Origin of the sequence: Nonomuraea sp. NPDC005501 (genome assembly GCF_040605905.1) — a bacterium.
In the GTDB taxonomy this organism is placed as follows: Bacteria; Actinomycetota; Actinomycetes; order Streptosporangiales; family Streptosporangiaceae; genus Nonomuraea.
The window spans coordinates 17,948-42,136 of sequence record NZ_JBEXDT010000031.1; the positions used below are offsets into that span (position 1 = coordinate 17,948).

The 24,189-nt window shown below is 72.5% G+C and carries 25 protein-coding genes; 13 read left to right on the forward strand and 12 right to left on the reverse strand.

Annotated features, from left to right (window positions below; genetic code table 11):
• The first annotated feature begins 183 nt into the window (after nucleotides 1–183).
• Together ABZS51_RS17350 and ABZS51_RS17355 are read left to right on the forward strand one after the other, a co-directional pair.
• Nucleotides 184–627, forward strand: a complete 444-nt coding sequence (locus ABZS51_RS17350; protein ID WP_355441560.1) for a hypothetical protein — start codon at nucleotides 184–186, stop codon at nucleotides 625–627.
• On the forward strand, nucleotides 620–2,215 hold the full coding sequence (locus ABZS51_RS17355) for a multicopper oxidase domain-containing protein (RefSeq protein ID WP_355441563.1): 1,596 nt from the start codon (nucleotides 620–622) through the stop codon (nucleotides 2,213–2,215). The genes ABZS51_RS17350 and ABZS51_RS17355 overlap by 8 nt, the downstream gene beginning before the upstream one ends.
• 123 nt (nucleotides 2,216–2,338) lie before the next feature.
• Here the strand turns inward: ABZS51_RS17355 and ABZS51_RS17360 are convergent, their stop codons facing one another.
• The 3 genes from ABZS51_RS17360 to sigJ (ABZS51_RS17370) form a co-directional block, all read right to left on the reverse strand.
• The gene (locus ABZS51_RS17360; RefSeq protein WP_355441566.1) at nucleotides 2,339–2,779 is read right to left on the reverse strand and encodes a hypothetical protein; all 441 of its coding nucleotides are present in this window, start codon (nucleotides 2,777–2,779) and stop codon (nucleotides 2,339–2,341) included.
• A 116-nt stretch (nucleotides 2,780–2,895) separates the two neighbouring features.
• Nucleotides 2,896–4,077, reverse strand: a complete 1,182-nt coding sequence (locus ABZS51_RS17365) for an FAD-dependent oxidoreductase (RefSeq protein WP_355441569.1) — start codon at nucleotides 4,075–4,077, stop codon at nucleotides 2,896–2,898.
• A 56-nt stretch (nucleotides 4,078–4,133) separates the two neighbouring features.
• Nucleotides 4,134–5,006, reverse strand: coding sequence for an RNA polymerase sigma factor SigJ (gene sigJ, locus ABZS51_RS17370; protein ID WP_355441571.1), 873 nt, complete (start codon nucleotides 5,004–5,006; stop codon nucleotides 4,134–4,136).
• A gap of 180 nt (nucleotides 5,007–5,186) precedes the next feature.
• On the opposite strand from sigJ (ABZS51_RS17370), the gene ABZS51_RS17375 reads away from it, so the two are divergent.
• Both ABZS51_RS17375 and ABZS51_RS17380 read left to right on the forward strand, forming a co-directional pair.
• A complete protein-coding gene (locus ABZS51_RS17375; protein ID WP_355441574.1) occupies nucleotides 5,187–5,759 on the forward strand; it encodes a helix-turn-helix domain-containing protein in 573 nt (190 codons plus the stop codon).
• A complete protein-coding gene (locus tag ABZS51_RS17380) occupies nucleotides 5,756–7,036 on the forward strand; it encodes an MFS transporter (protein ID WP_355441577.1) in 1,281 nt (426 codons plus the stop codon). Before ABZS51_RS17375 ends, ABZS51_RS17380 begins: the two co-directional genes overlap by 4 nt.
• Nucleotides 7,037–7,065: 29 nt before the next feature.
• Here the strand turns inward: ABZS51_RS17380 and ABZS51_RS17385 are convergent, their stop codons facing one another.
• Entirely contained in the window at nucleotides 7,066–8,136 is a 1,071-nt protein-coding gene (locus ABZS51_RS17385; protein ID WP_355441580.1) for a WYL domain-containing protein, read from the reverse strand.
• A 317-nt stretch (nucleotides 8,137–8,453) separates the two neighbouring features.
• Here ABZS51_RS17385 and ABZS51_RS17390 point away from each other — a divergent pair, with 317 nt between their 5' ends.
• The 3 genes from ABZS51_RS17390 (at nucleotide 8,454) to ABZS51_RS17400 (ending at nucleotide 11,347) form a co-directional block, all read left to right on the forward strand.
• Nucleotides 8,454–8,696 (forward strand): hypothetical protein, encoded by a 243-nt coding sequence (locus ABZS51_RS17390; RefSeq protein ID WP_355441584.1) that lies wholly within the window; start codon nucleotides 8,454–8,456, stop codon nucleotides 8,694–8,696.
• 219 nt (nucleotides 8,697–8,915) lie between these two features.
• A complete protein-coding gene (locus tag ABZS51_RS17395; protein ID WP_355441722.1) occupies nucleotides 8,916–9,407 on the forward strand; it encodes a HupE/UreJ family protein in 492 nt (163 codons plus the stop codon).
• Nucleotides 9,408–9,496: 89 nt separating this feature from the next.
• Nucleotides 9,497–11,347: a serine hydrolase domain-containing protein gene (locus ABZS51_RS17400; RefSeq protein WP_355441587.1), complete on the forward strand. Its 1,851-nt coding sequence runs from the start codon at nucleotides 9,497–9,499 to the stop codon at nucleotides 11,345–11,347.
• Between the two features lie 19 nt (nucleotides 11,348–11,366).
• Here the strand turns inward: ABZS51_RS17400 and ABZS51_RS17405 are convergent, their stop codons facing one another.
• On the reverse strand, nucleotides 11,367–12,131 hold the full coding sequence (locus ABZS51_RS17405; RefSeq protein WP_355441590.1) for an SDR family oxidoreductase: 765 nt from the start codon (nucleotides 12,129–12,131) through the stop codon (nucleotides 11,367–11,369).
• Between the two features lie 144 nt (nucleotides 12,132–12,275).
• On the opposite strand from ABZS51_RS17405, the gene ABZS51_RS17410 reads away from it, so the two are divergent.
• Nucleotides 12,276–13,148 carry a helix-turn-helix transcriptional regulator gene (locus tag ABZS51_RS17410; protein WP_355441593.1) on the forward strand — a complete coding sequence of 291 codons (873 nt, stop codon included), beginning with the start codon at nucleotides 12,276–12,278 and terminating at the stop codon, nucleotides 13,146–13,148.
• Between the two features lie 109 nt (nucleotides 13,149–13,257).
• The gene (locus ABZS51_RS17415; RefSeq protein WP_355441596.1) at nucleotides 13,258–14,415 is read left to right on the forward strand and encodes a hypothetical protein; all 1,158 of its coding nucleotides are present in this window, start codon (nucleotides 13,258–13,260) and stop codon (nucleotides 14,413–14,415) included.
• A 17-nt stretch (nucleotides 14,416–14,432) separates the two neighbouring features.
• Here the strand turns inward: ABZS51_RS17415 and sigJ (ABZS51_RS17420) are convergent, their stop codons facing one another.
• Nucleotides 14,433–15,371, reverse strand: coding sequence for an RNA polymerase sigma factor SigJ (sigJ, locus tag ABZS51_RS17420; RefSeq protein ID WP_355441600.1), 939 nt, complete (start codon nucleotides 15,369–15,371; stop codon nucleotides 14,433–14,435).
• A gap of 175 nt (nucleotides 15,372–15,546) precedes the next feature.
• On the opposite strand from sigJ (ABZS51_RS17420), the gene ABZS51_RS17425 reads away from it, so the two are divergent.
• Nucleotides 15,547–16,083 carry a YceI family protein gene (locus ABZS51_RS17425; protein ID WP_355441604.1) on the forward strand — a complete coding sequence of 179 codons (537 nt, stop codon included), beginning with the start codon at nucleotides 15,547–15,549 and terminating at the stop codon, nucleotides 16,081–16,083.
• An 18-nt stretch (nucleotides 16,084–16,101) separates the two neighbouring features.
• Here the strand turns inward: ABZS51_RS17425 and ABZS51_RS17430 are convergent, their stop codons facing one another.
• The 3 genes from ABZS51_RS17430 to ABZS51_RS17440 all read right to left on the reverse strand — a co-directional run bounded on the left by ABZS51_RS17430 (nucleotide 16,102) and on the right by ABZS51_RS17440 (nucleotide 17,687).
• Nucleotides 16,102–16,245, reverse strand: coding sequence for a hypothetical protein (locus ABZS51_RS17430; RefSeq protein ID WP_355441607.1), 144 nt, complete (start codon nucleotides 16,243–16,245; stop codon nucleotides 16,102–16,104).
• Nucleotides 16,246–16,288: 43 nt separating this feature from the next.
• Nucleotides 16,289–16,762, reverse strand: a complete 474-nt coding sequence (locus ABZS51_RS17435) for a hypothetical protein (RefSeq protein WP_355441610.1) — start codon at nucleotides 16,760–16,762, stop codon at nucleotides 16,289–16,291.
• A 184-nt stretch (nucleotides 16,763–16,946) separates the two neighbouring features.
• Nucleotides 16,947–17,687 (reverse strand): hypothetical protein, encoded by a 741-nt coding sequence (locus ABZS51_RS17440; RefSeq protein ID WP_355441614.1) that lies wholly within the window; start codon nucleotides 17,685–17,687, stop codon nucleotides 16,947–16,949.
• Between the two features lie 140 nt (nucleotides 17,688–17,827).
• On the opposite strand from ABZS51_RS17440, the gene ABZS51_RS17445 reads away from it, so the two are divergent.
• Nucleotides 17,828–18,508: a hypothetical protein gene (locus tag ABZS51_RS17445; RefSeq protein WP_355441617.1), complete on the forward strand. Its 681-nt coding sequence runs from the start codon at nucleotides 17,828–17,830 to the stop codon at nucleotides 18,506–18,508.
• Here the strand turns inward: ABZS51_RS17445 and ABZS51_RS17450 are convergent.
• Both ABZS51_RS17450 and ABZS51_RS17455 read right to left on the reverse strand, forming a co-directional pair.
• Nucleotides 18,420–20,375 (reverse strand): hypothetical protein, encoded by a 1,956-nt coding sequence (locus ABZS51_RS17450; RefSeq protein WP_355441621.1) that lies wholly within the window; start codon nucleotides 20,373–20,375, stop codon nucleotides 18,420–18,422. The genes ABZS51_RS17445 and ABZS51_RS17450 overlap by 89 nt on opposite strands.
• Nucleotides 20,376–21,392 (reverse strand): hypothetical protein, encoded by a 1,017-nt coding sequence (locus tag ABZS51_RS17455; protein ID WP_355441624.1) that lies wholly within the window; start codon nucleotides 21,390–21,392, stop codon nucleotides 20,376–20,378. It abuts the gene before it with no gap.
• A 226-nt stretch (nucleotides 21,393–21,618) separates the two neighbouring features.
• Here ABZS51_RS17455 and ABZS51_RS17460 point away from each other — a divergent pair, with 226 nt between their 5' ends.
• The gene (locus tag ABZS51_RS17460) at nucleotides 21,619–22,593 is read left to right on the forward strand and encodes an NmrA/HSCARG family protein (protein WP_355441627.1); all 975 of its coding nucleotides are present in this window, start codon (nucleotides 21,619–21,621) and stop codon (nucleotides 22,591–22,593) included.
• Nucleotides 22,594–22,629: 36 nt separating this feature from the next.
• On the forward strand, nucleotides 22,630–23,319 hold the full coding sequence (locus ABZS51_RS17465) for an LLM class flavin-dependent oxidoreductase (RefSeq protein WP_355441629.1): 690 nt from the start codon (nucleotides 22,630–22,632) through the stop codon (nucleotides 23,317–23,319).
• Nucleotides 23,320–23,412: 93 nt separating this feature from the next.
• On the opposite strand, the gene ABZS51_RS17470 is transcribed toward ABZS51_RS17465, so the two are convergent.
• On the reverse strand, nucleotides 23,413–23,958 hold the full coding sequence (locus ABZS51_RS17470; RefSeq protein WP_355441632.1) for a hypothetical protein: 546 nt from the start codon (nucleotides 23,956–23,958) through the stop codon (nucleotides 23,413–23,415).
• Nucleotides 23,959–24,189: the final 231 nt, after the last annotated feature.

A 24,189-nucleotide genomic window follows, 5' to 3' on the forward strand; every position in this document is an offset into this window, starting at 1 on the left:
ATGCGCTCCCCCGAGCAGTACGACTGGACAGCACCGCGAAATGTGAGGTGACGCGCCCACCTCACAGTCGTACTGATGAGCGCGGATCGACCAGGGAGCCGACGACACCATAACTCCCGACGCATAACGACATAACAATATTGATCTTGGAGAAAATAACGTTGAAGTCATAACGTCGGAGTCGTGCACAAATCGAGAACGGAGCCGGGAGAAGTCCCCATGCTCACCGTGGCCGCGCCCCGGACCACACCCACGGGATGGACGCTGCGGGCCGTCGTCAGCGCGCACGTGCTGGCGATCGCCGGCCAGCCGGTGTTCGCCGGGGTGTATCTGACCGGTGACTACGACGGTTTGCGCCTGCATGCGGCCGGCGCCGACGTCGTCACCTCCATCGGGTACCTGCAGGCGATCGTCGCGATCGCGGTCTGGGTCCGGCTGCGCCAGGTCTGGCCGTTCCTCACCACGACGGCGGTGGTGGCGGCGGAGACGGTGCAGTACTTCGCCGGGCTGAACGGCGCGCTGTGGTTGCACCTCCCGCTGGGGGTGATGACCGTCGTCGCGGTCGTGGTGCAGTTCATCGACGTGTGGCGCCGGCCTCTCCTTCGCGAGGGGGCCCGGAGTGCGTGACAGCCGCGGCATGACCAGGCGGCGGGCGCTGGGCATCGGCGGGGCGCTCGGGTTGACGGCTGCCACCGGCCTGTCGGCCTCGGCCGCGCTGGCCCGGCGGCCGCCGATCACCGGTGCCGAGCTGCGCAGCGCCGTGCCGCTGCCGCCGCCCTTCCAGGTGCCGCTGCCGATTCCCGCCGTGCTGAAGCCGGTCGGCACCGCGGGCGGCGCCGACCGTTACGAGATCACCCAGCGGGAGGCGAGCGCGGAGATCCTGCCCGGCGTGAAGACGCCGCTGTGGACGTATGAGGGCACCTTCCCCGGGCCGACGATCGAGTCGCGCCGCGGGCGGCCGATCACCGTGACGCACCGCAACGAGCTGCCCGTACCGACCGTCGTGCACCTGCACGGCGGACGGACCCCGGCGGCCTCCGACGGCTACCCGACGGACCTGGTCCTGCCCGAAGGCGGGCACGACGCCGCCACGCACATGGAGCACGGCTCCGAGCACGGCATGCGGGACCCGAGAGCCGTGGTGACCAGGCTGACGCGGGACTACACCTTCCCGCTGGACCAGCGGCCGACGCTGCTGTGGTACCACGACCACCGGATGGACTTCACCGCCCCCGCGATCTGGCGCGGCCTGGCCGGCCTGCATCTCGTACGCGACGACGCCGAGGAGGCGCTCGGCCTGCCCGCCGGGCCGCGCGAGCTGCCCCTCATGATCGCCGACCGCGCGTTCGCCGCCGACGGCAGCCTCGCCTACCCCGCCCTCGACCCCACGCTGCGCGGACGGCCCGGCGTCCGCGAGCCGTACCTCGCCGGGGTCCTCGGCGACGTCATCCTGGTCAACGGCGCGCCGTGGCCCGTGCACGAGGTCGACGCGGCCCGCCACCGGCTGCGCATCCTGAACGCCTCCAACGCCCGTCACTACGAGCTCGAAGCCATTACCGACGACGGGCGCCGGCTCGACCTCGTGCAGATCGGCGCCGACCAGGGACTCCTCGCCGCCCCGGTCACCCACCGGCTGCTGCCGATCGCACCCGCGGAACGCTACGACGTGGTCGTCGACTTCTCCGGCGTCCCGATCGGCGGCCTCGTCAGGGTGGTCAACCGGCTCGGCTCCGGCCGTACCCGCGACGTGATGGCCTTCCGGGTCGCGCGCGAGGCCGCCGACGACAGCCGTATCCCCCGCACCCTGTCCACCGACCTGCCGGCCTGGCGGCGCTCGGACGCCGTCAGGGTGCGCGAGTTCTCCTTCCGCGCCGGGCGGATGAACGCGGGCCACGGCTGGCTGATCGGCGGCCTGCCGTTCGACCCCGCCCGCACCGACGTCACCACCCGGCTCGGCGACGTCGAGGTCTGGCGGCTCGTGGCCGACGTCCATCACCCTGTCCACCTGCACCTGGTCGGCTTCCGGGTGCTCTCACGCAGCGGCCGGCCCCCGCTGGCCCACGACGCGGGGCTCAAGGACACCGTCTCGCTACGGCCCGGCGAAGCCGTGGAGATCATCACCCGCTTCGACGGCTACCGCGGCCGCTACCTCTTCCACTGCCACAACGCCGAACACGAGGACATGGGCATGATGGCCAACCTCGAGATCGTCTAGGCGGGCGGTGAAGGCGCAGGACGCCCCGCGGGCCCGGCCGCTCCTGGCGCTCCCGCGGCCGGGCCCGCCGTACGTGTGGATTAGCGGTGCCCGGCCGGACCGGTCGTCAGGTGAGGGGGACGCTCAGCCGTGCGACCCGTACTTGGTGAGCAGCTTCTCCAGGTGCCGCACCACCGGCTGCCAGGTGGCGGGCGGCGTGTAACGGCTGGCCCGGTGGCCCTTGTAGGTGAGCGTGTACTTGAGGAAGTCGGCCCCCTGCGGCCGCGGCTCCGACGTGCCGACCTTCAGTTTCTGCAGATGGGCCCGGAGCAGGCGCAGCTCCTTGCCCGTCAGGCACGAGCTCACGATCGGACCGGTGCGGCGGCTGAACTGACCGCAGCCATTGGTGAACACCCGCACCCGGTTGTCGAGTCCCGCGAAACCGCCCTGCTCCCGGAAGTCGACGAGCGTCTTTCGCTGCGCCTCCACCCCCTCTCGCACGTCCGCTCGCGCCTGTCGTCCGTCCGCGTGCGCCACCGAGACCCCCGAGGCGCCCAGGGCCAGGACGAGCACCGGTGGAAGCATGATCCGCCACATCTTCATGCCTACTCTGACGTACCGGGGCGGCGAATGGCTCACACCAACGGCAGGGAAGGCTCATCAGACCCGAAACCGACGAGCCGTGCCGGAGGTACGGGGGGTCATGCGGCGGGGGCGGCCTTCTGCTCGTCGAGCTCGTCGAGCTCGTCGAGCTCGTCGCGAGGGAAGAAGGGCAGCTCGAGGTAGACGCTGCCGGCGGCGGCGAGGATCTTCGAGGCGTCGTCGACCGGTGGGTGGATGTGCTGATTGATCCGCTTCTTGACGTCCGCGCCGTCGGCGCCCGAGGCCATCACCCTGCGGTCCCAGCCCCGGGTGAAGATCGCACCGGCGCCGCCCAGGTCCAGGCAGGTGACGTACGGCCCGGGGGTGAAGTCGCGCAGCGGCATGCCGAGCAGGTCGGCCGCCGCGTTGTACCCGGCGACCTTGCCGAGCGGGGTGGCGTGCTGGCAGGCCTGCATGACCGTGTGCTCGGCGTCGAACGCCGCCGCGGCCGTGTCCCCGGCGACGAACACCTCGGGCAGGGCGCGCAGCCGCCGGTCCGCCGGCACCCGGCCGAGGTGGTCGAGCTCGTCGGAGATCTGCCGGGTGAGCTCGCTGGCCCTGATCCCCGCGCACCAGACCACCGCGTCCGCCTCGACCCTGGTGCCGTCGGACAGGACGGCGTATCCCTCGCCGACCTCCGTCACCGTCGTGCCGAGACGGCGTTCGACGCCCAGCTCGTCCAGCGCCGCCTCGATCGCCTCGCGCGGGGCCGGGCCGAGCTGGTCCCCGACCACCTCCGACCGGTCCACCAGCAGCACCCGACCCCTGGCGGCCAGCGCGGTGGCGGCCTCCAGGCCGACGAACCCGGCGCCGACGACCACGGCGGAGTAGTCCTCCCGCTCGCGCAGATGGCCGGTCAGCCGCCGGGCCCCTTCCAGGGTGTCGATGTCGAAGAGCCGTTCGGCGCCGGGCAGGCCCTCGGGACGGACGAGTTCGCTGCCCGCCGCGAGCACGAGGCGGTCATAGCCGATCTCCTCGCCGTCGGCCACCACCACGCGGCGGCCGGTGTCGATCGTGCTCACCCGGGCCCGCAGGTGCTCGACGCCGATCGGTCCGAGGACCCTGCCGAGCTCCACCTTGGCCAGGTCCGGCTCCGGCTCGTACAGGCGGGGCCGCAGCACCATGTGCTCGTCCGGCGCGATGAGCGTGATGCGCAGGTCCGCCTCTCCGCGGGCCAGCGCCGCTCCCGCCGCGCTCCACACGCCCGCGAAACCGCCTCCGATGATCACAACGTGTGCCACTGTCTCGTCCTTCTCTCACCCAGGGGATGGTTCGGCAGGGAGACAAGACGGCGGGTTCAGATGTGACCGAGGTGGGCGAGTTTTTCGGGATTGACCAGTCTCCTGAACGCCGTGATCCGCCCGTCGGCGATCTCCACGGTGTCGAGCCAGACCAGCTCGCCGCCGTGGTAGGTCGCCAGGGCCGGGTGCCCGTTGACCTCGATGATCTGGAACGCGTCGGGGCGTCTGAGCTCGATCTGCCTGACCGTCAGCAGGGCGATGCGCTCCGCGCCCCGGACCGGCCTGCGCGCGGCGGTCACCTTGCCGCCGCCGTCGGCGACGTAGACGGCCTCGGGGTGCAGCAGCTCGACGAGCCCGGCCAGGTCCCCCGCGTCGGCGGCCGCCTTGAAGGCCTTGAGCACGCGTTCGGTCTCGGCCCTGGACGCCCGGGGCGGCTCCTCGGCCGCGGCGACCCGCGCCCGCGCGCGGGAGGCCAGCTTGCGGCTCGCGGCGGGCGTGCCGCCGAGCACCTCGGCGATCCGGCCGAACGGGAGGTCGAAGACGTCGTGCAGCACCAGCGCCACGCGTTCGGCGGGGGTGAGCCGCTCCATGACCACCAGCATCGCGGTGCTCACCGACTCGTCCAGGAGCACCTGGGCGGCGGCGTCGGGCCCGGTCAGCAGCGGCTCGGGCAGCCAGGGGCCGACGTAGGACTCGCGCCGGACCCGCGCCGACCTGAGCACGTTGTACGACGTCCGGGCGGCCAGGGTCACCAGCCAGGCCCGCAGATCCCGCACCTCGGACAGGTCGGCGGCGGCGGCGCGCAACCAGACGTCCTGCGTCACGTCCTCGGCCTCGGTCACGGTGCCGAGGATCCGGTAGGCCGCCCCGAAGACCGCGGCGCGATGCGATTCCCAGTCGGCCTCCGCCAACGTGCCGGTCAACTCCACCCCGGGCCTCCCGCCCCCTCGGATCAGTGGTCGACCTCCGATCCTAGGCAGGTCACCATCGGCGCCGGCACCGACACCGAGGCGAACGGGGTGATCACCGGCTCCGGCGACGCGGGCCACCTGGACGTATACGTACAAGAGCTGTTGTGCAATGCCTCTTGTACGTATACGCTCCTCGTTGTGCCCGACGACGATCATGCGATCACCGACTCCCGGGTCCTGGCCGCCATGGCGCACCCCGTGCGCCGTCGCCTCCTCGACCTGCTGAAACTCAACGGCCCGTGCACCGCCAGCACCCTGTCCGAACACACCGGGGAAGCGGTCGGCAACGTCAGCCACCACCTGCGCGCCCTGGCGGCCGCCGAACTGATCGAGGAGGCGCCCGAGCTGGCCCGCGACCGGCGCGAACGCTGGTGGCGCCGGACCACTCCCACGCTCTGCTGGTCCTCCACCGACTTCGCCGACGACGCCGCGGGTGAGGCGGTGGCGCGGGCCGTCGAATCGCTCAACCTGGAGCGGCAGACCGGCCACGTGCGCCGCTGGGCTGACCAGCCCCAGTCCGAGCAGGAACGCTGGCCGCTCGGCCCGTTCTCGGCCGAGGCCTGGATCCGCGTCACCGACGAAGAGCTGGCCGAGTACGCCGCCGAGCTCAAGGCCGTGATGACCAAGTGGGCAGAGCGCGAGCTGCCGGACGACGGCCGGGACCGCGGCACCGTCTTCACCTTCGCCCGCGCGGTTCCGGGCCGGCCGTGACGAGCACCGCGAAGACCCGCTTCGGGCTGCTGCGCCGGCGCGACTTCCGGCTGCTGTGGGTCGGGGAGAGCGTCAGCAGCCTGGGCAGCTCCGTCACCGGCGTCGCGCTGCCCCTGGTCGCGGTGACCGTGCTGGACGCGCCGCCGTTGGCGGTGGGCGTGCTGGCGGCGGCCACCTGGCTGCCCTGGCTGCTCATCGGCCTGCCGGCGGGTGTCTGGGTGGACCGCCTCCCCCGCCGCCGCGTGATGCTGGCCGCCGACTGGGCGTCGATGGCGGCCTTCCTCAGCGTTCCGATCGCAGCCGCCCTCGGCCGGCTGACGATCGGCCAGCTGATCGCGGTCGCGCTGGCCGCGGGGACCGCCAAGGTGTTCTTCGCGACCGCCTACCGCGCGTACCTGCCGTTCCTGGTGGACGGGCCTGATTTGCTGGAGGCCAACGCCAAGCTCCAGGGCAGCGAGCAGGTGGCGAACCTGGCCGGCCCCGGCCTCGCCGGGCTGCTCGCGCAGCTCTTCTCGGCCGTGGGCGGCCTGATCGCCGACGCCGCCACCTTCGCCGTCTCGGCCGTCTGCCTCATCCGCATCGAACGCCGCGAAACCCCCGTCCGCAGGCCCCGCCGGCGCCTGCGCGCCGAGATCCGCGACGGCTTGCTCCTGGTCGCCCGCGATCCGTTGCTCCGCGCCAACACGTTGTACGGCTGCGCGGCCAACCTGGCCCTGACCGGTTACACGTCGTTGACCGTGCTCTTCCTGGTCGACGACGTCGGGATGGGCGCGGGCCAGACCGGTCTGCTGATCGCGGCCACCAGCCTGGGCGGCATCGTCGGCGCCATGGTCGCGCGCCCGATGGCGGCGCGGTTCGGCAGCGCGCGGGCCGTCCTGCTCGGCAAAGCCGGCCTGGCCCCCACCGGGCTGCTGATCCCGCTGGCGGAGCGCGGCGCCGGGCTGGCGCTGTTCGTCCTGGGCGGCGTGATGATCGTCGCGGGGGTCGTGGCGGGCAACGTGGTCTTCTCCGGTTTCATCCAGACGTACGTGCCGGGCGAGCTGATGGGGCGGGTGACGTCCAGCGTGCAGATGGTCAACTTCGGCGCGATGCCGCTGGGCGGCGTCCTGGCCGGGGCACTGGCCGGTGCGCTCGGCGTGCGCGCAGCGCTGTGGGTGATGCTGATCGGGTTCGCGCTGAGCGGCCTGATCCTGCTCGCCGGCCCTCTGCGCCGCCTGCGCGACCTGCCCTCCGGCCGGCTGGACACCGCGGGCCGCGAGGACCTCCTGGGCGTGTGAGACCGGCCCCAGTCAGCCGCGCCATCCAGTCAGAGGGTTTCCGCCACGAGGTCGAGGTAGGCGTGCCCGGCGGAGGTGGGGGCGCAACCCGGCGCGGGCGGCGTGGCAGGGGTGGCGGTCGCCGCGTCGGCGTAGCGGCGGGCCAGGTGGGCGAAGGCGTCCTTGAGCTCGGGCGGGCCGACGACCTCGATGTCGGCGTCGTACCTGCCGATGGCGGCGGCCAGGCCGGGCCACGACCACGAGCCGAGGACGAGCCGGCAGCGGTTCGGGCCGAGCTCCTCGACGACGCCGTCGCGGGTGTGGCGGGACACTTCGGCGGCGGGCAGGTGGAGGATCACCTCGCCGCGGCAGGGCCAGTGGCCGGAGCCGTCGGAGCCCCGGAACCGGCCGGCCACGAAGGCGGCCACCTCGCCCCCGGGCAGCTCGCGCGGGGTGAAGCGGGGCCCGGTGGGGGTGCGCGGGCTGATCCGATCGGCGCGGAAGGTGCGCCAGTCCTCGCGGTCGAGGTCCCAGGCGACGAGGTACCAGCGCCCGCCCCAGGTGACGAGATGATGAGGCTGCACCCGGCGCGGCGGGGCGGGCGCGCCCGTGTCGTCCGCCCCGGGCGGGTACGCGGGGGCGTAGTCGAAGCGCAGCACCTCGCGGGCGTGGACGGCGGCGCTGAGTGCCGTGAGCACGCCGCTGTCGGCCTGCGCGTCCGGCCGGGTCGCGGGCCGCTCGACAGCGGTGACCTGGAGGGTGTCGATCCGGCGGCGCAGCCGTGCGGGCATGACCTGCCGGACGGTGTTCAGCGCCCGCGCTGCGGCTTCCTCGATGCCGGCGCCGGCGGTGGTGGCGATCTGGAGCGCGATGGCCAGGGCTACGGCCTGCTCGTCGTCGAACAGCAACGGGGGCAACTCCGTTCCGGCGTCGAGCCGGTAGCCGCCGTCCGGCCCCTTGAAGGCCACGATGGGATAGCCGAGCTCGCGCAGGCGGTCGACGTCACGGCGTACGGTGCGCGGGCTGATGTCCAGCCGCTCGGCCAGCAGCGCCCCCGGCCAGTCGCGGCGCGCCTGGAGCAGCGAGAGCAACGCCAGGAGGCGCGCTGAAGTCTTCGGCATGACGCCCATGTTGCCCTGAGAAGCGGCCACATCCTGACCTCTTCACCCTGCCCGGCGAGACGCCGGCCGGGATCCTCGGGCGACGTACCCGATGCCGCGACCCTGACGGGCCGGGGTTCCGGTACGTGCCTGATGTTCGGCGTGTGACCTTGTTGTGCCTGTCTCGTGACGGATGACCAGAATGAGCGGATAGTCTCCGTTCCCTTCAGCCTCTCCACGCACACCGTTCACTCGTGCGCTCCAGTGTGTCCGCCCGAGAGCATGCCGCCTTGTCGGCTGCTCATGAACGATGGAAGGGACTGCACCTGATGCAGCCAATGGCAGCACGAATGGCGTCGGGTGGCTTACGAGCTCGTCTGGTCACGGCCGCCGCGGTCGCGACGCTCCTCGTGAGCAGCTTCGTGACCGCGGCGTACGCCGACCCGGGCCCGGCGGAACAGGAACGGGGACGGCCCACCCCGACGCCGACCAGTACCAGAACCCCGCCGACGCTCACCCCCGCCGACGGTTCGTACCTGGAGGGCACGGCCGGTCGCGGCGGTCCCGGCCACGGCCGGTGACAGCGTCACGAAACTCGCCGTGGACGGCACCGCGCTCGACGCGACCCGGACGGTGGGCGTCTCCAAGCTCCGCTTCGACGTCGGCTCGAAGGGCTCCGCGGTCCTGGCCGCCGGGAGCCCGACGCTGCGGATCGGCGAGCGCCGGGCATCGACCCAGGTCGGGGAGTTCGCCCTGCTCGGCGCCGAGCATCTGCTGTTCGGCCTCACCACATCCTCTTCCTGCTGTCCCTGCTCATCGGCGCGCGCCGCCTGCGCGACATCGTCCTCACGGCCTCGGCCTTCACGGCCGCCCACAGCATCACGTTCCTGCTGGCGGCGATGGGCATCGTGGACGTCCCGGCGGCGATCGTCGAGCCGGTCATCGCGGTGTCGATCACCGTCGTGGCGCTCGCCAACCTCCTGGGCCGCCAGGAGGATCGGCTGGGCCGCTGGCGGCTGCCGATCGTCTTCGCCTTCGGCCTGGTCCACGGGCTGGGCTTCGCGGGCGCGCTGGACATCGACCGGAGCGGGTCCTGGGAGCTGCTCCTGTCGCTCCTGAGCTTCAACCTCGGCATCGAGGTGACGCAGCTCGCGATCATCGCCGCGCTGTTCCCGCTGCTGGTGCTGCTGCGCCGGACGTCCGCCGCCCGCTGGGCGGTGGCCGCGCTGTCGGTCCCGATCGTGGCGGTCAGCCTGTACTGGTTCTTCGACCGCATCCCGCTGCCGCTCTGATCCCGCTGCCGCTCTGACGCGCCGCCGCGAACCCCTCGGCGATCTGCCATGATGCATCCGCACCTGGTGATCATCGAGGAGTTTCGCCCATGGACCGGAGACGTTTTCTCACCCTGACCGGCACCGCCGCGGTAGGCGCCGGGCTGGCCGCCGTGGACCCCGGCTCGGCGGCGCAGGCCGCCGGCTACCCGTACGCCGACAGCGGCGTCCCCGCCGAGGCGCACACGAAGACGGGCGAGCTGGCGCCGTACGGCATCACGGCGCTCGCGTTCACGCCGTCCAACGGCTGGGTCGTCGTCACCCAGGACGGCCGCTACTTCGCCCGCGGCATCCCGGACGCCTGCTTCGCCGAGCTCGGCCGGATGATCGGCAACGGCACGAAGATCCACTGCGTGGCGTTCCCGCCCGAGGGCGGCGACAGGTGGGTGATCACCGGCGACAAGGGGATGTCCGCCCGAGGGCTCCCCGACGAGTGCCACCAGCGCCTCACCGCCTGCTACGACGCCGGGCTCCAGGTCGTCGACGTCGCCTTCCCTGCCGCGGGCGGCAACCGCTGGGTGGTGGCCGACACCAAGGGCCACTACGCCCGGGGCATCGACGACGAGTGCTACCAGATGATGCGCAACCTGACGCAGGGCGGCCGCCGTGTGACCCGCGTCGCCTTTCCCAAGGCAGGCGGGTGGGTGGTCGTCGCGCAGGACGAGTTCCACGCGCGCGGCATCGACGACGCCTGCTTCCAGGAGCTGAACGACCTCGCCGGGACCGGCTGGCAGCTGCACAACCTGGCCTTCTCCCCCACCGGCGGCTGGTCGGTGAGCTCGCGCGGCAAGGTGCCGGCGCTGCCCGCGGACCGGGTCCGCCAAATCGAGAACACGGTGGGCGGCGCGACTATCTGGCAGCGGATGAGCGCGTGGAAGACGCCCGGAGTGGCGGTCGCGGTGGTGGTCGGCAACAAGATCGCCTGGTCCACCGGGTACGGCTGGCTGGAGGCGGGCAGCGGCGCCGCCGCCCATCCCGAGACCGCCTTCCAGGCCGCCTCGATCAGCAAGGCCGTGGCCTCCGTCGGCGTCCTGCGGCTCATGCAGACGCGCAAGCAGCCCCTGACCAACGACATCCGCCCCTACCTGGGGTGGACCCTGCCGCGCCGCTCGTGCGTCCCGGCGACCGGGGTGCCGACGATCGACCGCGTACTGACGCATCGGGCCGGTGTCATCGGGCGCGGCTCCACCTCCCCGGCGGGGGCGTGCTCCGGCTTCGACGCCGGCGGTGGCGGGTTCGCCGGGTACGGCCCCGGCGCGACGGTCCCGTCACTGCTCCAGGTCATGAACGGCGAGGGCAACTCGCCGGGGATCGAGCTCACCACCGCCCCCGGGGCCGGGTTCCACTACTCCGGCGCGGGATTCGTGCTGCTCCAGCGGATGGTGGAGCAGCAGAGCGGCCTGCCGCTGGCGCAGTACATGGACAAGGAGGTGTTCGCGCCGCTCGGCATGAAGACCAGCTCGTACGCGCTGTCGCCCGGGTTCGAGCTGGCCGCCGGGCACACCGCCGCCGGCGCGGTGATCCCCGGCAGGCGCAACCGCTACCCGGAGTCGGCCGCCGCCGGCCTCTACACGAACGTGCTCGACCTGTGCCGTCTCGTGTCCTACCTCAACCGGGCGTGGACCGCCTCCGGCGACATCGCGGGCCCGCTCAGCAGGGCCTCCGTGCGCACGCTGCTCAGCGCGGGCCCCGAGCCCACCATGGGCAGGGGGTTCTTCATCGCCGGCGCCGGCACGAAGAGCTTCTCCTACACCCATGACGGCTCCAACTACGGCTTCAAGTCCGTGGTGAAGGGCTATCCGGAGCTCGGCGCCGGCTACGCCGTCCTGGCCAACGGCAACAACATGGCCCTGGTCAACGAGATCGCCTCGGCCATCAGATCGGTCTACGGCTGGGCCTGACCGGCGGCGCGTTCTTGCTTCACGGCTGCTTGGCCGGCATCACGATGATCTCGGGCAGGTTGACGTGGCGTGGCCGGCCGACGGTGAAGGCGATGACCTGCGCCACGTCCTCGGGGGTGAGCGGGTCGATCCGCGTCTTCATGTCCTCGGCCCAGGCGGTCCCCAGCTCGGAGCCGGACAGCAGCTCGGTGACGACCATCCCCGGCTGGACGTCGGTGACCCGCACGTTCCGCGGGGCGAGCTCCAGCCTGAGGTGCCTGGACAGATGCGTGACGGCCGCCTTCGTGGCCCCGTACACGGCGGCGCCGAACTCCACCCGGCTCGCCGCGATGGACGAGACGTTGACGAGGTCGGCGGCGCCTCCGGCGGCTGCGGCTTCGAGCAGGTCCGGCAGCAGGGCCCGGGAGAGGCGGAGCAGTCCGGTGAGGTTCAGCTCGATCTGGCGCTCCCCCTCGTCCACCGGACCGTCCGCCAGCGTGCCGGGCGACAGGATTCCCGCCGCGTTCACCACCAGGTCCACGCCGCCCAGCTCCCGGGCCGCCAGCCGGGCGCCGGACTCGATCGCGCCCGGCTCGGCCCCGGCCAGGTCCAGGGCGATCGGCACGGCCCGGCCGCCCGCGTCCTCGATCTCCTTGCGCAGGGCGTCGAGCCGGTCCCGGCGGCGGGCGACCAGGGCGACCCGCGCGCCCTGCGCCGCCAGCAGCGTGGCGGTGGCGGCTCCGATGCCGGACGAGGCCCCGGTCACGACCGCGCGCCGACCGGCGAGGGGGGACAGAACAGTCATCGCTTGCTCCAAAGTGCTCGACATCTCCTGTGTTCGGCACGATGCTCCGGCCTGCCGTACGGGGACAGCCAGGACCTTGGTGAGGGTGGTACTGGCAGGGTCAGGGGAACGCAGGCGAAATGTCCGATACTGGGGGGCGTGGACATGGACCGAGAATTGGGCGCGTTCCTCCGCTCGCGCCGGGCACGCGTGCGGCCCGAGGACGCCGGACTCCCCACCTACGGGGAGCGCCGGAGGGTCGCGGGCCTCCGCCGCGAGGAGGTTGCCCTGCTCGCCGGGGTGAGCGTGCCGTACTACGTGCGCCTGGAGCAGGGGCGTGCCACCAACGTCTCCGACGAGATCCTCGGCGCGATCGCCCGCGCGTTGCGGCTGGACGAGGCCGAGCAGGCCCACCTGCGCAACGTGGGCCGCCCTGTGCGCCGGTCCCGTACGGTGCGAAGGCCGTCGCAGCGTGTGCGGCCCACGATCCAGCGGCTGCTCGACGCGCACGGGTGTCCCGCGTTCCTCATCGGCCGCCGCAGCGAGCTGCTCGCCTGCAACCGGCTGGCCGCCCTTGTGCTGTTCGGCGGCTCCGATACGGCGCAAGAGGATATCAACTGCGCGCGCCTGGTGTTCCTCGACGACGCCGTGCGGGCCCTCTACCTCAGCTGGGAGGACAAGGCCCGCGAGACCGTGGCCTTCCTGCGGCTCGACGCCGGCCGCCATCCCGACGACCAGGAGCTCGCCACGCTGATCGGGGAGCTGTCGATGCGGAGCCCCGACTTCCGCCGCCTGTGGGCCGAGCACGACGTCAAGGAACGCTCGAACGGCAGGGTCCACCTCGATCACCCGCTCGTCGGCGAGCTGCTCCTCGATTACGAGAGCCTGCGGGTCGGCGACGATCCCGACCAGGTGCTGGTGACCTACCTGGCCGAGCCGGGTTCGCCCAGCGACGCAGCGCTCCGTTTCCTGGCCAGCTGGCACGGCGAGCAGCCGACACCACCGCAGAGCCCGGTGACGAGATCGACCGGGACCTGAGGGGCGGCGGCCTCCGGCGTGCGACGGCCGTCGAACCAGCTCGTCGATCCGGTTGACGGCCGACGGCCTCGCCCTGGTCAAGAAGGCCGCTCTCCTACATGATCGCTGCATGTCCTCCCGTGCGTCCGCCACGCTGGCGGGCTTGGCCCTGGCCGTCCTGGTCGCCGGGTGCGCCGATCCGGCCGCCGACCGGGTGTCGCTCGTCAACGCGCCCCAGCCGCCCGCTTCTTCGCCACAGCCGTCGTCCACGGTGCTCCTGCCGCGGCCCTCGCCCATGATGTCCTCGGGCCCCGTAGAGCACCCGTTCCCGATGGCGACCTCCCTGGCCGACCCCATGGCGACCGGAACACCCCTGCCGACGACGGGCCGGCCGCGCTTCTTCGTCTCCGCGCGAACTCCGCTCGTCCACTTTCCCGAGGGCTCCAAGAGCGGCGTCTTCACGCCGGTGCCGCCCGCCGTGCACAACGCCGAGACCGGGGCGTTCGTCGCGAACATCTCGCTACCGCCCGGAATCGCCGGCTCCTGGCACCTCGTGGCCGCCGCCCGGGACAACCGCACGTTCGCCATCGCCGGCTGGACAGGACCGAAGACGGAAATCCGTTTCTTCCTGGTGCGGCTCGGCGACGACGGCCGCCCCGAGAAGCCGGTGGCTGTCACGCAGACCGACCCCGACGACCTCAGTGCGATCTACGACCTCGCCCTCAGCGCCGACGGCACCCGGCTGGCCTACGCCACGGCGCTCATCGGAGGTGGCGCCAAGATCTCCGTGCTCGACGTCGCCACCGGCCGGCGCCGAGACTGGAAGACGTTGACGCACTCCATGGTGACGGGCCTGTCCTGGGCCCCGGACGGCCGCTCGCTCGCCTACGTGCTGGGTGGCCGGGCCCTCGCCTTGCTCGACCTCGCCCGCCTGGGCACCGGCCCGGACAGCGCCGCGTCCCGGATCGTCAAGAGCTCCATGGACGCCAGGCCGATCGAGTCGGTGGCCCACACCCCCGACGGCGGCGCGCTGATCTACGCCTCGGGGCACACCGTCGAACGCGTCCCCGTGACCGGCGGGCCGGCGCAGGTCCTGGCCCGGCCGGAGCTGCCACGCGACGCCTCGCTGAGCCTGCGCTTCAGCGTCGACGGGACCGGCGAGCACCTCCTGTACGTGCACGGGTGGCGCGCCCACCGGGTCGGCCTCGCCGACGGCGCGGCCGGCTCGGTGCCGATCACCGTCGGCGAGCGTCCGGGTGAGGGCAACTCACCGCGCGCAGCGTGGTGACCACCCGCCGGCGCGCGTCAGCCGGTCGTCCAGGGCCGGAGCTTGTCGGGGTTGCGTACCGCCCAGAGGTTCGTGATCCGGTCCGCCGCGACGTCGAACGCCATCACCAGCACGGTGACGCCGTCCTGCTGGGCCACCAGGCCGGGCCGGCCGTTGACGGTGCGCTCCAGGATCGTCAGATCGGGCGCCCTGGCGGCGATGTCGACCAGGTAGCGCGCGATCTGCTCGCCGCCCTCGACAGGGAGCAGCATGGCGTCGACCAGGCCGCCGCCGTCGGCGATCGCGGTGGCGTCCGGGGCCAGCAGGCCGATGAGGGCGTCGATGTCCTTGGCCTCCCACGCCAGCTTGAAGTCCCGGACGAGGCCGGCCTGACGCGCGGGCGGGATCGCGGGAGTCTGCGACGCGCGGAGGCGACGCCGGGCCGAGAAGGCCAGCTGACGGCAGGCCGCCGGGCTACGGCCGACGATCTCGGCCACCTCGGCGAAGGAGTAGCGGAAGACGTCGTGCAGGACGAACGCGACGCGCTCGGCCGGGGTCATCGCTTCGAGCACCACGAGGAAGGCCATGCTGACCGTCTCGTCCAGGGTGACCCGGTCGGCCGGGTCGGCCATGGTGCCGCCCGGCCGGCCGCTGATCCACTCCGTACGGTCGGGCAGCGGCTCGGGAATCCATTCACCCACGTATTTCTCCCGCCGGGCCCGTGCCGAGCCGAGCAGGTCGAGGCAGATGCGGCCGGCGACCGTCGTCAGCCAGGCGCCGGGTGACTCGATGGCCTCCTGCTGCTGCCGGGACATGGCGTACCAGCGCGCGTAGGTCTCCTGCACGACGTCCTCGGCGTCGGCCAGCGAGCCCAGGAGCCGGTAGGCGACATTGATCAGCTGACGCCGCTCGCTCATGATCGCGCTCAGGCTCGGGTCGAACCGGTCATCTCCTGGCCCGGATGCGGTGGTGCTCATGGTGTCGCCGACTTTCCCTTTGTCGCGGCTGCTCTCACCAGATCGACGGAACAGCCCCCCGGAATGTGAGGCCGGCGGCTCGCCTGACATTCCGAGGGGCTGCCTCGTCGTACTGCCGGTGGAGCACAGACGACAAGGACCCCTTCCCAGCAGGAGTGACCGAGCAATGTCAACCATGACCGAGCTCAGCGAGCTGACCGGCGACTACGTGTTCGACACCGCCCGCACGCGGATCGGGTTCGTCGCCCGGCACGCGATGGCGACCAGGGTGCGCGGGCGGTTCGACGCGTTCGAGGGCAGCGCGTACCTGGACGGCGACGACCCGGCGAAGTCCAGCGCACGCCTCACCATCGAGGCGAAAAGCATCCAGACCCGCAACCGGCAGCGCGACGACCAGCTGCGCGGCACATTCCTGGACATCGACCACCATCCGGCCATCACCTTCACCTCGTCCCAGGTGGAGCAGGTCGACGAGACCCGCTTCGAGGTCACCGGCGACCTGGCCGTTCGCGGCGTGACCAGGGCGGTCACCGTGGACCTCGAGCTGACCGGCGCGGGGAAGGACCCGCGTAGCGGCATCCGCGTCTGCTTCAAGGGCAGTGTCACGATCGACCGCAACGACTGGGGCGTGAACGGGAACGCCGCGACAAGGATCATGGTCAGCCCGAAGGTGACGCTGGAGTTCGACGTCTCCGCGGTCCGCCGGTCCTGACAGGGTCATCGCGACGGCTCATGTGTCGCCGGCGTTCCCGGGCGGGGTCAGGAAGTCCTGGTGTTCGCGGTGCCGGAACCGGTACGTGGCGCCGCTGACGAGCCGGTCCGATGCTCGGTTGCGGTGGAGGGCCTCGCGGGGGTGGGCCGGCTCCGCGACCATGCCCCGGCCGTGCACGCCGCGCGGGCCGGCCGGGGGCGGCAGGTCAGCAGTGGCCGACGTACGGCTTGGTGAACACCTGGTAGACGTGGTTGTCGCCGGGCAGGTCGCTGATCTCGCCCCAGGCCGCGATGCACCGGCCGACGCCGTTGACGCGGGCGGGGCCGGCGTAGTACTCGAAGTTGCCGGAGTTGGAGTCGTCGTCGATGGTGTGGCAGTAGGTCGAGCCCTTGTCGGACAGGCGGCACGAGGAGATCGCGGCGACCATCCACTTGCGCTTGCCCCAGGTGGCTCCGGACGACTGCATCTCGGCGCAGTTGTTGGTGCCGTCCCAGTAGACGTTGAGCCAGCCGATCGTCGTTCCGGAGACGTTCTTCAGGGGTTGCGACTCGATGCGCGTCCCGCCGCAGGCCACGCCCGCCGACGCCGGGGCGCTCCACGCCACGAGCGATCCGGCCAGCACACCGGCGCCCAGGGCGACCGCGGCGACCTTCCGCAGCGCTTTCCGCAAGGCATGCATCGGCAAACTCCTCTTCATGATCAGCTGTTGAGGAGCCCACCCTAGGGCAGCCGCCCGCTCGCCCGCCAGGCCCGGGGACGACCGGCCTGGCCGCCGGAGGCGGTGTCGGTTCGGGCCGGTGTCGGTTCGGGCCGGTGTCGGTTCGGGCCGGTGTCGGTTCGGGTCGGTTCGGTTCGGGTCGGTGTCAGGAGGTCGTCGTGGGGGCGGCGGTCGGTGAGGGCGAGGAGGTGGGCTGTCCGGGCTGGTCGCCCCGGTGCCGGCGGTCTCCCCAGCCGAACCGGCCCTGCCCGTCCCGCAGCGTCCCGTCGGGCGGGGTCCCGTCGCGCAGGGTCCGGTCGCGCGGGCTCCGGTCGCGCGGGCTCCGGTCGCGCAGGGTCCAGTCGCGCAGGGTCCGGTCGCGGATCGCGACGGCAGTGGCCGTGCCGCCGTCCACCTTGGCCATGACCATGACCTTCTGCCCGGTCTTGACCGTGTCGATGCCGCCGCTGCCGCGGTTGATCCGGGTGTCGGCGTTGACCGCGTACTCCTTGGTGTAGCCGTCCTCGCTCTTGACGGTGACCGAGTCCTGGTCGACGGCCGTGACGTCGCCGTACTGGGTGGCGACGGTCACGTACGCGCCCCCACCGTCGGGGACGACGTACTCGCCGTGGATGGGCGGACCGCCGATGCCCGTCCTGTGTCTCCAGCCCGGCGCCCTGTCGGAAGGGGCTCCGGAAGGAGTGGCGGACGGCGTACCGGACGGGCTCGCCGACGGCGACGGTGACGGCGCGGGTGACAGCACCGCCGCGGCGGCCACGCCGGCACCCGTGACCAGGGCGAGCGAGGTGGCGGCGACGAGCAGCAGGGAGCGGGGGAAGCGGCGTCCGGGCGGTGGCTCGTTCGCCAGGGTCTCCGCGGTGCCGAATCCGTCCGGCCCAGGGGTCATCTCGTCCTCCCGACAGGTATGCAATGGGCCAACAGTGCAGCGAACTACCTAAGACCGACGTAAGCGCCAGTTCGCCGGGGGACGCGGGCGGGACGGGCCGGTGAGTAACGCCGGGAGGCGTCTCGGGTGATACTGGCAAGATGCCGGTTACCTACGGGCCCGAGTACTCCCGCCCTGACCTGCCGGTCCCGCTGGTGCCGTTGTCGGGGGTGCCGGTGGTGGTCCGGCGAGCGCTGGCCTGGCCGGCGCCTGAGCGGGCCCCCGCGGCGACGGTCGGCTGGGCGGTGCTCACCGCCGGGCTGGCGCTGGCGGCGACCTTCACCCCGCATCCCGCCTTCTCAGCCGCCACCTGGCTGACGGCGGGATTCGTGGTGGCGCGGGTCGTGGCGCTGCGGCAGCTGTCGCGGGCCCAGTGCCGGTTCGAGCCCGCCTGGCTGGCCGCGCAGACACGGGTCCTGCGCGGGCACGGCTTCGACATCCTGCGCTGCACGGTCGGCGGCCGGGTCTGCGACCTGACCAGGGCCGGCGACGTGGCGGCGCTGACGCGGGCCGCGCCCGGCGCGGAGGTGGTCCTGGAGTTCGGTTACCGGCCCGCGGCGGGAGACCGGGTCACGGTCGAGCGGGTCCGCCGCACGCGCGCGGAGCTGGAGATACGGCACGCGGCCTTTCCGCCGGACAGCGGCCGCGTGCGCTTCCCCGAGGCGAGCTACGTCATCGGCGCGAGCGGCCGGGTCACGGTCTGGGCGCTGGCGGGGCGGGTGCTCCTGACGCCGGCGGTCGCAGCCCCGCTGCGGCCTGATCCTGCAGCAGCTCGTGCCTGAACTGGTAGTAGGGCCCGGTACGGCGGAGCACTCCGCGCTCGTAGGCGTCGTGCAGGAACGTCATCAGCCGCAGGGGCAGCGCCCGCCGCCACGCGAACCACAGCCGGACGTCGATGAACCGCCCCCAGGCGCTCGGCGCCATCATCGTGACGCCGAACCCGACCGTGCCGAGCACCGCGCCGCAGGCGGCGCCGATGAGCGTCTGCTGCCACCGGCCCAGTGTGAGCAGCCACACATGGTCCCTGACCCGTAGCCCGGTCTCCATCCACCAGCCGAGGTAGGCGCCCACGGCGAGCCCGACCAGGCCGCCCGCGGCGAAGGCCAGCAGCACGGCCGCCCGGTCGTTGCGCAGGAAGCCGTCGGGCGTGCCGGCCTTGTCGGCGTTGGCCGGGGCAAGGGCGAGGGAGGCGGCCAGGAAGCCGACCAGGAACACCGCTCCCTCGGTGAACGCGTACGTCACCCCGTCGTACAGCACCAGGACGATCACCATGCCGGGCGTCACGCACACCAGGCCCTGGCCGAGGCGGCGGAGCAGGTAGCGCCGGGTCAGTGTCTTGCGGAGCTTCGGCCCCGCCTCACGCGGGTAGTGCTGCCTGGCCAGCGACACCGTGAGGCCACCGGTCAGCCCGATCGCCAGGCCGAACCACCAGCCGACCGCTCCCAGCCCGAACAGCACGGTCACGGCGGTGCAGAGCGGCACGAAGATGGCCATCCCGAGCACGGTCTGGACGCTGGGGACCACCGCGCGGGGCAGCGCCTGGTGCAGCTCCCACCAGGCCAGGTCGCCGGTCCCCCGGCGGCGCAGGAACTCGGCCAGGAACCGGAGGTGGCGGGCCGCCTGTTCGGGGTCCCACCGCTGATCGGCCTCCGGTTCCGGCCGGTAGACGGCCGGCACGAACCCCGCGACCAGACCCTGCCTGATCCGTACGGCGGTGCCGTCGACGCTCGGGGTGTGGCCGCTCTCGCAGGTGCGGGCCGCCAGGAAGATCATCAACGGGGTGTCGAGGGCCTCGGCCAGCGGACCTCGCGGCTCCGCGCGCAGCCGGGCGACCAGCGCGGCGGCCGCCGGCACGTCGCCCCAGCGCGACTCGAGGTATCCGGCGGCCCCCGCGCCGTCCACCGGCAGCAGCCGCGCCACCGGCGTCCCGGCGAGCCTGCGAGTGACGGGGCCGGCGTACGCCTCGACGCGGCTGGTCAGCACGTACGGCGAGCCGGACCAGTCCTCGTCGATGGCCCTGACCACGTCGGCACGCCGCGCGGGCGGCACCTCGTCGAAGCCGTCGAACACGGCCAGCAGGCTGCCGCTCCTGATCAGTCGTTCCAACGCGAGGGGAGCCGCCCGCAGGAACGGGAACTCGGTGACCAGCCGCAGCGCCACCCACTCGCGCAGGGCCAGCCGTGGCTCCCACGACGACAGCGGCAGCGTGACCGGGATCGGCCGGTGCCGCACCGAGGACATGCGCAGCGCCAGGAGCAGGCCGAGCGTGGTCTTGCCCGAGCCTCGCCCCCCTGTCACCACCACGCGCCCTTTCATGGTGAGGAGGTGGTCGGCCAGCTCCTCGATCGTCCCGGGCAGCTCGCCGCCCGACTCGCACCGGATCGGGATGCCACGGCTGTCGGGGACGTCGCGGTTGCCCGCCTCCCGCCTGGCCGCCTTCATGACCTCGTCGGCCAGCCTGTCGGCCAGGTCGGAGGCGTCGTTCGGGAGCCGGGCACCCCGCAGCGTGCCGATGTAGGCCACGACGAGGGCGGCGGCGGCGATGACCGCCTCCACGTTGGACCACCCGCCCACCGCCAGCCGTACGACGGCCAGGAGGACGAACGCCAGCGGGAGGATGACGAGAACCGCCGTCTGCAGCTTGCGCATCTATGAGGCCCTCTTCGGGGGGATGGCGTGGGTGCCGCCGGCCAGCAGCAGGCCCAGCGGGGTGTCTGTCGTCCCGCCGCGTCCGTGCCTGTGGCGTTTGAGCACGTCAGCCACCAGGACGAGGAGGAGCGTCGCGGCGAAGGGCCGGGCGGCGGCTCGCCCGTAGCAGGCCGCCAGCCGGGGCCGCAGGGCCCGCAGCCGCGCGCCCACCTCGGCCAGGCTCACCTCGCCCCGATTGAGCGGGGTGCCGATGCCGTCGCGGAGGTCGGCGTCCTGGTCGAGGTAGTCGTCCAGGAGCTGCAGCGCCTCGCCCGCCTCCATGACCGCGTCGCGCTGCACCACGCTCATGTCCGGGTGCACCATCCCGAACAGCACGACGCACGCCAGCCCGCCCTTCCCGCGAGTGATCTTGCCGAGCTGTGCCGCCGGGGTGGCGGGATCACGCTGCCGGCGGGAGAGCACCTGGTAGTCGTGCAGTTCGAGCAGCGCGGTGTGCCAGAGCTCGCCGGGAGCACGGCGGCGGATCTCCTCGTAGAGCGCGGCCAGCAGGCGCCGGTGCTGATAGCGGGCCACGGGATGCCCGCCGGCTCCTAACCCATCGGCTCCTAACCCATCGGCTCTGAACCCATCGGCTACGGACCCGTCGGCCTTGGACCCGTCGCCCTTGAACAGGGACGCCACCCACGCGTCGATCTCCGCGTCGCCGCCGTTGTCGATCATGTCGTCGTAGAGCCGCGCGACCGATCCGGCGAGCATGACCAGCTCCCCGTCGCAGGGCCGGCCCGCCATCCTGGCGTAGGCGTGGATGCCGACGTTGAAGGTCAGCGCGGTGCCGCGCAGGGAGGCGATCATCGCCGCCCTCTCGGGCTCGCACAGCACACCGCGGACGATCGGCTCCACGGCCCGCTCGAAGTCGCGCACGGCGGCGGGGGCGCAGGCGACGGCGTCCTTGAGCGCGATGGGAAGGGCGATCGCCGGCCGGGCGCACCGCAGAACGGTCAGTAAGTCGCGAATCACTGCGCTCCCATCGGCAGACGGTGAGCGCATGATGACACGACGTCGACCAGCGGTAAACACAGGCTTTCCGCCCCGTGCGATGACGGTACGACGCGCCTGGTCACCGAGCTGATCAGGCGGCGAACTTGCAAAACGGGGTGGCCCTCCATATCGTACTCGATCAGAACCGGAGGGGCACCCCACTTAGACGGGTGGCCTCCGCATGCCTACCGAGTGGGGACACATCGTGAAGACCATCGTGGTGGTGGGGGCGACCGGCCTGCAGGGCCGCGCCGTGACGGCGCGGCTGCTGGCCGAGGGCCGGCGGGTACGAGCGGTGACGCGCGACGCGAACTCCCCCGCGGCCCGGACGCTGGCGCAGGCGGGCGCGGAGCTCGTCAGCGCCGAGATGGACGACCTCGCCTCGCTCGTCGCCGCAGCGGAAGGCGCCCACGGCGTCTTCAGCGTCCAGCCCACCGTCGGCTCCCCCGGCACCGCGCCGGGCTTCGGCGCCGACGACGAGGTGCGCTGGGGCCGCAAAGTCGCCGACGCGGCCCACGCCGCCGGTGTGCGGCACCTGGTCTACGCGTCGCTCGCCGGCGCCGGCCGTCACGACACCGAGAAGCTGCCGCAGAACGTGGTGAGCAAATGGCGCATCGAACAGCACATCACCCGGCTGGGCCTGCCGGCGACCTTCCTGCGCCCGGTCTCCTTCATGGAGAACTACACCGGCCCCTACCACCTGCACGGCGGCACCGTGACCACCGCCTTCGCGGCGGACGTGCCCCAGCAGATCATGGCCGTGGACGACGTCGGGGTGTTCACCGCGCTGGCGTTCGCCCGGCCGCAGGAGTGGATCGGCCGCGCCGTCGACCTGGCCGGAGACGAACTGACCCCCGTACAGATCGCCGCCGCCATCTCCAAGGCCGTCGGGCTGTCACTGCCCTACGTCCAGATCCCCGTCGAGGCGATCGCCGAGTTCGGCGAGGACTTCGCCTACTCCTACATCTGGCTCAACGAGCGCGGCTACCGCGCCGACGTCGCCTTCACCCGCGCCCTGCACCCCGGCCTGATGGACCTGCCCACCTGGCTGGCCCGCGGCGGAGCGGCCCAGATCAAGAGCTTCCTGGCCGAGCAGGGCGCCACGAAGCAGGACAGCGCGCAGCAGGACAACGCGCGACAGGACATCGCGCGGCAGGACGCCTCACGGCAGGACCGATGAGCAGGCTCGACCTCGGACGGGTCGGCATCTGGGCGGGTGAGGCGGACCGTCGTCACCACCGGCACCGCCGGCATCTACGCGCGTGACGCGGTCAGCGCCGCGGCCGCGCAGCGCACCCTGGCGGAGGCGTTCCCCGGGCGGTTCCTGCTGGGTCCGGGTGTCAGCCATCCGGTTCTGGTCGCCGACGTGCGCGGGCACCGGTTCGGCCCACCGGTGGCGACCATGCGCGCCTACCTGGACGCGATCGACGCCGCCCCGTTCGGCCCGCCGGCCACCGCCCCGCCGCGGGTCGTGGCCGCGCTGGGCCCGAAGATGATCCAGCTCGCCGGCGAACGCTCGTGGGGCGCCCACCCGCTGGGCATGCCGGTCGAGCACACCCGACCGGCCCGGAAGCTGCTCGGGCCACAGGCGCTGCCGGCCGTCACCCAGCTCGTCGTCCTGGAGCCGTCCCGCTCGGGGGCGGCCGAGCTGGCCCGCGCCCACGCGGCCGCCGCCCTGCCCAACCGGCTCACGCTGCTGCGCGACCTGGGATTCGACGACGCCGAGTCGCTCGACGACCAGCTGGTCGAGGCACTGGTGGCCACCGGTGACCCCGACGACGTCGCCCGTCGCGTCGGGGAGCATCTCGACGCCGGCGCGGATCACGTCAGCCTGCACGTGATCACCGCCACACCCGACGAGCCGCCGTCGCGTCAATGGGAGGAACTCGCCGCCCGGCTGCTGTGAGCGGACGGCTGCTGTGAGCGGGCGGCTGCTGTGAGCGGGCGGCTCTCCTACCGTGGCCGGCCATCCGGGGCCGGCCGACTGCGGGGCCGGAGACTAGCTCCAGCGAGCCTTGGCGAGGATGTCCTCCAGCCCTTCGGTGCCGAACTCGTCCACCACGATCACCTTCGAGGCGGGCACATACCAGACGGCCTGGTCGTAGGAGTGACCCGGCGCCGGCTTGCCGGACTTCGCGTTGCAGGAGATCTCCCAGGTGGTGTAGTGGGCCTTCTTGGTCCCGATCTTGCGATACCCGGAGTACAGGTTCTTCGCGGTGCCCGTGTCGTACTTCTTGTCCGTCACGCACTCGGTGACCCCACTGCTGACCTGGTAGGGCCGCTTCACGCTGTACTTGCCGCCTTCGTCGCCGTACTTGATCGCGTTGGGTCCGCCGATCCTGAAGCCCTCGCATTCGACGGCGGCCTTGGAGCAGGTGCCGGTGAGGACGTGCAACGCGGTTCCCTCCTTCTTGACCTTCCAGATGGCGGGCACCTGGAGGGTCATCCCGCGGTACGACACGGTCTTCGCGGACGTCTGAATCGGGGCCTGAGCCGGCGATCCGGCAAGCAGAACGGCGGCGCTCAGCGCCAAGCTCGTGATCATGTCGGCGATCCTAGGTGACCTCCGACGGCTATCAGGGCCGCAAGCGGCCCACAAAAAAGGACCAGTGAAACGGGCGTCCGGCGCGAACTTTTCGACGCGCGCGGACGACCTTGCGGTCCGCGCGCGGCTGCCCGGGGAGGCACGCGGGAGCCGGCCGGCTCCGCGCCGGACCGGCTCGTGCGGCACATCCGGGCCGTGACCTGTTCATGGACATCCCTTGACATGCGCGGA